Source organism: Mycobacterium sp. (assembly GCF_052144515.1).
Classification (GTDB): domain Bacteria; phylum Actinomycetota; class Actinomycetes; order Mycobacteriales; family Mycobacteriaceae; genus Mycobacterium.
On the sequence record NZ_JBKQQD010000204.1, the window covers coordinates 1 to 5856 of the forward strand.

General features: G+C 65.6%; 7 protein-coding genes. 2 read left to right on the forward strand and 5 right to left on the reverse strand.

The window, feature by feature from the left end:
- The coding region (locus tag ACLP9N_RS14505; RefSeq protein WP_442408073.1) for a universal stress protein at positions 1 to 521 on the reverse strand (521 nt) is incomplete at its 3' end.
- A gap of 769 nt (positions 522 to 1290) precedes the next feature.
- Positions 1291 to 1842, reverse strand: coding sequence for a DoxX family protein (locus tag ACLP9N_RS14510; RefSeq protein ID WP_442408074.1), 552 nt, complete (start codon positions 1840 to 1842; stop codon positions 1291 to 1293).
- Positions 1843 to 1936: 94 nt separating this feature from the next.
- Here ACLP9N_RS14510 and ACLP9N_RS14515 point away from each other — a divergent pair, with 94 nt between their 5' ends.
- Positions 1937 to 2725 carry a metalloregulator ArsR/SmtB family transcription factor gene (locus ACLP9N_RS14515; protein WP_442408075.1) on the forward strand — a complete coding sequence of 263 codons (789 nt, stop codon included), beginning with the start codon at positions 1937 to 1939 and terminating at the stop codon, positions 2723 to 2725.
- Positions 2726 to 2819: 94 nt separating this feature from the next.
- Entirely contained in the window at positions 2820 to 4013 is a 1194-nt protein-coding gene (chrA, locus tag ACLP9N_RS14520; protein WP_442408076.1) for a chromate efflux transporter, read from the forward strand.
- Between the two features lie 66 nt (positions 4014 to 4079).
- Here chrA and ACLP9N_RS14525 read toward each other — a convergent pair whose 3' ends face one another.
- The 3 genes from ACLP9N_RS14525 to ACLP9N_RS14535 all read right to left on the reverse strand — a co-directional run.
- The gene (locus ACLP9N_RS14525) at positions 4080 to 4679 is read right to left on the reverse strand and encodes a hypothetical protein (RefSeq protein ID WP_442408077.1); all 600 of its coding nucleotides are present in this window, start codon (positions 4677 to 4679) and stop codon (positions 4080 to 4082) included.
- On the reverse strand, positions 4676 to 5305 hold the full coding sequence (locus ACLP9N_RS14530; protein ID WP_442408078.1) for a TetR/AcrR family transcriptional regulator: 630 nt from the start codon (positions 5303 to 5305) through the stop codon (positions 4676 to 4678). Before ACLP9N_RS14530 ends, ACLP9N_RS14525 begins: the two co-directional genes overlap by 4 nt.
- Positions 5306 to 5472: 167 nt before the next feature.
- Positions 5473 to 5856, reverse strand: a 384-nt coding sequence (locus ACLP9N_RS14535; RefSeq protein ID WP_442408079.1) for a cyclic nucleotide-binding domain-containing protein, incomplete at its 5' end; no start/stop codon positions are given.

A 5856-nucleotide genomic window follows, 5' to 3' on the forward strand; every position in this document is an offset into this window, starting at 1 on the left:
GCTTCCGACGCCGGCGAGCCGTCGATGCCCACCAGGACCGGCGCCCGTGCGACATTGGCGACCAGCGGTTCCTCGTCGTGGATCACGGCGACTGGGCAATGCGCGTGGTAGACCAATCCCGAGCTCACCGAGCCAAGGAAGGTGCGGACCAACACGCCGCCATGCCCCCGATAGCCCACCACGACCATCTCCGCCTCTTTGGAAAGGCCGACGAGCGTCGGGACGGTGGCCGAATGAAACACCTTGCTATCGATTTGCACTGGACCGCGCTCACCAGTGCTCTCTTCGGCGACCTTGATCGCCGACTTGATGAATTCGCGTGCCCGCTTCTCCTGCCATTGCCTGAAGCCGGCCGGCGCGGGGACCTGGGACCACCCCGGTACGGGGGCGTTGACGACATGAACAAGGGTCAGCGGCACATTCCGCAGCGCGGCATCATGGGCCGCCCACCGTACGGCACCCAGTGCCGCTGCTGAGCCGTCAACACCTACCAAGATCGCGCGACGTGCTGGTTGCAACATTCAGTTCGCTTCTGATCGGCTATGTACCTACCGGCACGATCACTCAGGGCGGCCGTGATTGGTAGGGCTGAAGAGATGCAAGCCGAAGGACCAAAGGCACCGATGGAGCGCCTAACGCCTTCCGGCCCAAGCCTAGATCGGTCAATAGCGTGACTTCCGTTTGGATTGGAAAAGTCGGAACCCGGCCGGCGCGGCGGAGCTTGACGCACGGAGGACATGTAGTGAACGCCGCTGCGACGCAAACACCGGACCGCAGGCGCGCGACAAATTTTCACAGCAACCCGCAGACTCCTTCACCGGCCTCACGATCGTTGTATATGTTCCCACTTTACTGCCGGACCCGTGTTGACGGCGTCAACACCTTTCGATGTATCCGCAGTTCGCCTCACGTCTTTTCGCGTCGTTTCGCGTAGTCAAATTCCGTGTTTTCGCAGCTCACGCCACTTTTTGTAGCGGGTTCGATTCCCGGCAGCTCCACACCAAACATGCTGGTCAGGGCCACAAGTCCTGGCCAGTTTGACTGCTGCGAACACTGTCGTTTGACGAGGCATCGAGTGCTGATGTCGCGACGAACGTGCGTCGGCCCATCTTGATGGTCGGCAGGTCACCAGCCTTGACCAGTTCGTAGAACGTCGTGTTACTGATACCGCCCGGTTCTTTCCTGGCCAGGGGACGGTAATGAGTCGTTCGGGCGCTTGAGGCATAGGGCGCGGCCTTGGAGGAACTGGCGCGCGAAGTCCTCAGTGATCGCATCGTGTCAGCCCGCAGGTCAGCGCGGCGGCGGGCCACAAGAAGTGGCGGGGACGGGGGTTCTACCGCGCGTTAGGTAGGCATCTAGCGAGTAGGCGCCGGCCCCGACCAGAAGCAGAAACAGGCTGCCGCACAGCTGGGCCAGGTCGACACGGGCTTCGTGGATGAAGTCCCACCAGCCGTGTTCGCCGCGAAACAGTGGGGCGTGGCCCCAGAAAATGGGTAGCTTGGTGATCAGCAGCGCGCCGAGCATGTCGATGATCATCGGCACGGCCGCCAGCCGGGTCAGCAGCCCTACCAGAATGAGTGCCCCGCAGCCGATTTCAAAGACTCCGTCAAAGGTGCTGAAGAACGCTGGTGCGGGGATGCCGGCCCTGTGGAACCGGCCGGTACCCAGCGAGGTGACCCGCGTGAATTTCAACACGCCTTCGCAGGCAAACACCAGCCCGACATACAGGCGGATCAGCACCACCGCGGCGGGCGCGCGCGTAAAGACCAGCGAGTTCAGCCACGAAGCGGGTTTGATCGGGAGCATTGTTTTCCATATTCCTTTCTGGCGCAGCGCATTCACCGTTATGAATCCATGACAATCCAGCCGTGGCGTACGAGCATTGGGCCTCCCCCGGAGCATATGTATCAAATCTGATTGATGTATTTTAGTGCCCGTGCACACGGGCTTGGCGGTCGCTGATGTCTCGCCGCCGGCATTTTTGCGGCTGGCCGGCGAGCCAGTGCGTTGGCGGTTGTTGTCTGAGTTAGCGCGCAGTGACCGGCGGGTGGGCGAGCTGACCGAACTGGTCGGACAGCCGCAGAACGCCGTGTCCTATCACCTGAGCCGGCTGCGTGCCGGCGGGTTGGTGTCGACACGGCGCAGCTCGGCCGACGGCCGCGACAGCTACTACCGCATCGAGCTGACCCGCTGCGCACAGGTGCTGGCGGCCACCGGCGCCGCGCTTCACCCCGGACTCGCGACGACCGCGGCCCCTGCCACCCACCGCCGCAGCTCGACACCAGTGCGGGTGTTGTTCTTGTGCACCGGCAACAGCAGTCGCTCGCAGATCGCCGAAGCATTGCTGCAACGGGCGGCCGGCACGCGGGTGCGGGTCGCCAGCGCGGGCAGCAATCCCAAACCGGTGCACCCCAACACTCTGCGGGTGATGCGCGAGTACGGCACCGATGTGACGGGCCGGCGCAGCAAGCACCTCGACACCCTGGCCGGGCGGCAGTTCGACTACGTGATCACCCTATGCGACAAGGTCCGCGAGGTCTGCCCCGAGTTCCGTGCCGGCACGCAGGCCAACCACTGGAGCATCCCCGACCCGGCTGCTGCGGGGAGCGGACGGGCCAGTTACCCGGCCTTCCGGGCGGTCGCGGCCGACCTGTACAGCCGTATCGGGTTCTTCGCCCAAGCCATCGCGCCAACCCACGAAGCGATGAAGGGAAACGTGCCGTGACTGACATCGGCGACAGCGTGCTCGACGTCCGCTACCTGGTGAACGACGTGGCCGTCGCGGTCGACTTCTACACCACCCACCTCGGCCAGGCGAGATGAGCGACGCCCACGCGGACGCGCGCGTCGCACGGCCGCCGAGCCTGGCCGCGGTGGTGCGGGAGTGGGGGCGCATCGGATGTATCGGCTTCGGCGGACCGCCCACCCACATCAAGCTGCTGCGCGATCTGTGCGTCGAGCGCAAGCAATGGCTGACATCGGTCGAGTTCGAAGACGCGGTGGCCACCTGCAACCTGCTACCCGGGCCCGCCTCCACCCAGCTCGCGATCTTCTGTGCGTGGCGAGTCCGCGGCCGCCCCGGCGCGCTGCTGGGCGGAGCCGCGTTCATCATCCCCGGCCTGATCCTCATCCTCGCCTTGGCTGCGCTGTTTCTCGAGGGCGCACCCCCGCGCACGGTCCTGGCCGCCGGGGCTGGCGCCGGATCAGCAGTCGCCGCGGTCGCGGTGCACGCCGCGGCCGGCCTGCTACCGGCAAGCTGGCGGCGCGCCGGCGACAGCGGCCGCGCCGCCCGGCTGCGTTGGGTCGCGTATCTGGCGGCGGGCCTGATCGCGGCGGCGACCATAGGGCCCTGGCTGGTGTTCGTGCTGCTGGCCTGCGGCGCGCTCGAGATCACCAGCCGACGGCAGCGTCGCGACACCGCCGGGCCGGCCGCGATCGCGCCCATGCTGTTGCTGGCAATCGGCACCCTGAGCGCCGGCACGCTCGTCTCCCTGATCTGGGTGGCGTTTAAGGTCGGCGCACTGTCCTACGGAGGCGGGTTTGTGATCATCCCGCTGATGCAAAACGACGCCGTGAACCACTACCACTGGATGACCGGCGGGCAGTTCCTCAACGCAGTCGCTCTGGGCCAAATCACCCCCGGCCCCGTCGTGCAGACCGTCGCCGTCGTGGGTTATGCCGCTGCCGGGCTACTCGGTGGTGTCGTTGCTGCCGTTGTCGCTTTCAGCCCCTCGTTCACGTTCGTGCTGCTGGGCGCGCGCCACTTCGAGCAGCTGCGCACCAACGCCACCGCGCGGGCATTTCTCGACGGCGCCGGGCCGGCCGCAATTGGCGCCATCCTTGGTTCGGCGATCACCCTCGCCCGCGCACTGACCGAGCCGTGGCAATACGCCGTCCTCGCCGCCGCCGCCCTCGTGCTGCTGGTCGGCCGCCGCGGCGTCGTGCTGACCCTGCTCGCCTCCGCAGCGGCCGGCACCATCCTCGTCACCGCCGGCCTGGCTTTGCCGCACTAATGCAACCACCTCGCCGCCGAGCGTCAACATCAAAACCCTCCGGGTTGGTTTGTGACGGTGAGGAATTCAGTCATCAAGGCCGTGTGGGGTGGTCGCATCCCGATCAGCAGGCGTGACCGTCACACGGTCTCGGTTACTACGATGCTGCGCCAGGGGCGGTGACTGGTTTCGGAAATAGGCAACCAGCGCCCACACCAAGCACACGAATATCGCCGCGAAGCAGCCGCCGCGCACGTAAACGCCCCAAAGGGTGAAAGTTTCGAAGGCATCGTGCAGAGCGGCGATGTCGGTGTCGCTGAGCTGGCCTACGTGCATCATCACCGGCGCCGCGACGATGGTGGTGAGCGCGGCGCCAGCCGCGCCCAACGCCGCCAGATAGATCGGCGCACCGGCCTGCCGTGGCGCAGACCGATCGAGGCGATAGGCCAATGCCGCGGCGAAAACCAAGGCCCAGCACAGGATCCCGCCGATCGGATAGACGATGTAGCCGTTCCGCAGATCGGCGTGGCGACTGTAGTCGGCCCATGCCTGCACGCCGAGGTCGCGCCACGCGGGGGTGGCGACAAGAGCGCGATCCAGGATCGAACCGAACAACCCGCTGACCACGGTGGCCGCGATGATCAGCATGCCGGTGGGCGTGAGGCGGGGCAGCGATTGTGCTGTCATACGGTGCTTCTCCTTGCCGTCGGGGCGGTCTTGGGCTCGGGCTCGTCGGCCGCGGGGTCCGGCAGGGCGGTAGTCAGTCCGGCGACCAACAAGGCGATCGCGTCGTCGAGTTCGGCGGCGGGAGCGTCTGCGAGTCGCCACATCACCACGGTGAATAGCAGCATCCGCGCCGCCGCCCGCGTGTTGCGAACACTCACCTCACCGGCCTCCATTCGGGCTTGCAGATAGCGGGCGAGCAGTGCCTGCGCCTCGTCGGTGAGCGTGTCCATCCGTTTACGCATTTCCGGATGGGTCTGCGAGGTCGCCATCACCACTCGTACCAGATCTGCCCGTTCGGTGAGCAGCTCATACATCTGCCGCGCGATCTGCGGCAGCACGACGGCCGCGGGTGCTGCCGGCGGCACAGTCAACATTCGCCGCAGCTGCGGCAAGAACCCATGCCGCTGCACCACCGCCGCCAGCAGGGCTTCTTTACTTTCGAAGTAGTGATAGATCAGCGCCGGGGCCACCCCTGCGGCCTGGCCGATCTTCTTAATACTGGCGGCGTCCACCCCTTCCCGGGCGAACACCGCCAGCGCGGCATCCACCAGCCGGTCCCGACGCGACGCACTCGATGAAGCAGCCATCCGACAAACCTGATTGGTCGTTCAATCAGACGGATCTCACCAACGTATGCACGCACGCAACCCCTAACCCACGGTTGACCGGTGATCGGCCGACAAACCCCGCTCGGGATCCCCGAGGACGGTCGACTGCTCCGCTCCGGCGAGGCCCCGCACGCCCGATCAGGTTGTTAGACGAGGCCGTAAATGTCCAGGAGTCGAAATCGTGTCGCATCGAGACGCTGGCCCAGAGTCGAAGCCACTTCCTTAACCAGCTCGTATCCCAGCTCGTGATCCTCTTCGCATTTTGCGCGCAGGCACTTGCCATCCAGCGCGAACGCTCGGGTCGTCTCCACCGCGCGCGCGTCGAACCGCCAGCGATAAGGGGGTATCAACCAAGACCATCCGAGCATCTCGCCGCGGCCCAGAGTCTCAATCGTCAAGCTGCCGTGACCAGGAGCAACGACTTCGAGCGCGACTTTTCCTTCGCGGATGAGATAGAAGGTATTGGCTTCTCTGCCTTCTTGAAAGATGAACTCACCGGCGTTGAAGCGGACGTTCGACGCACATCCGAC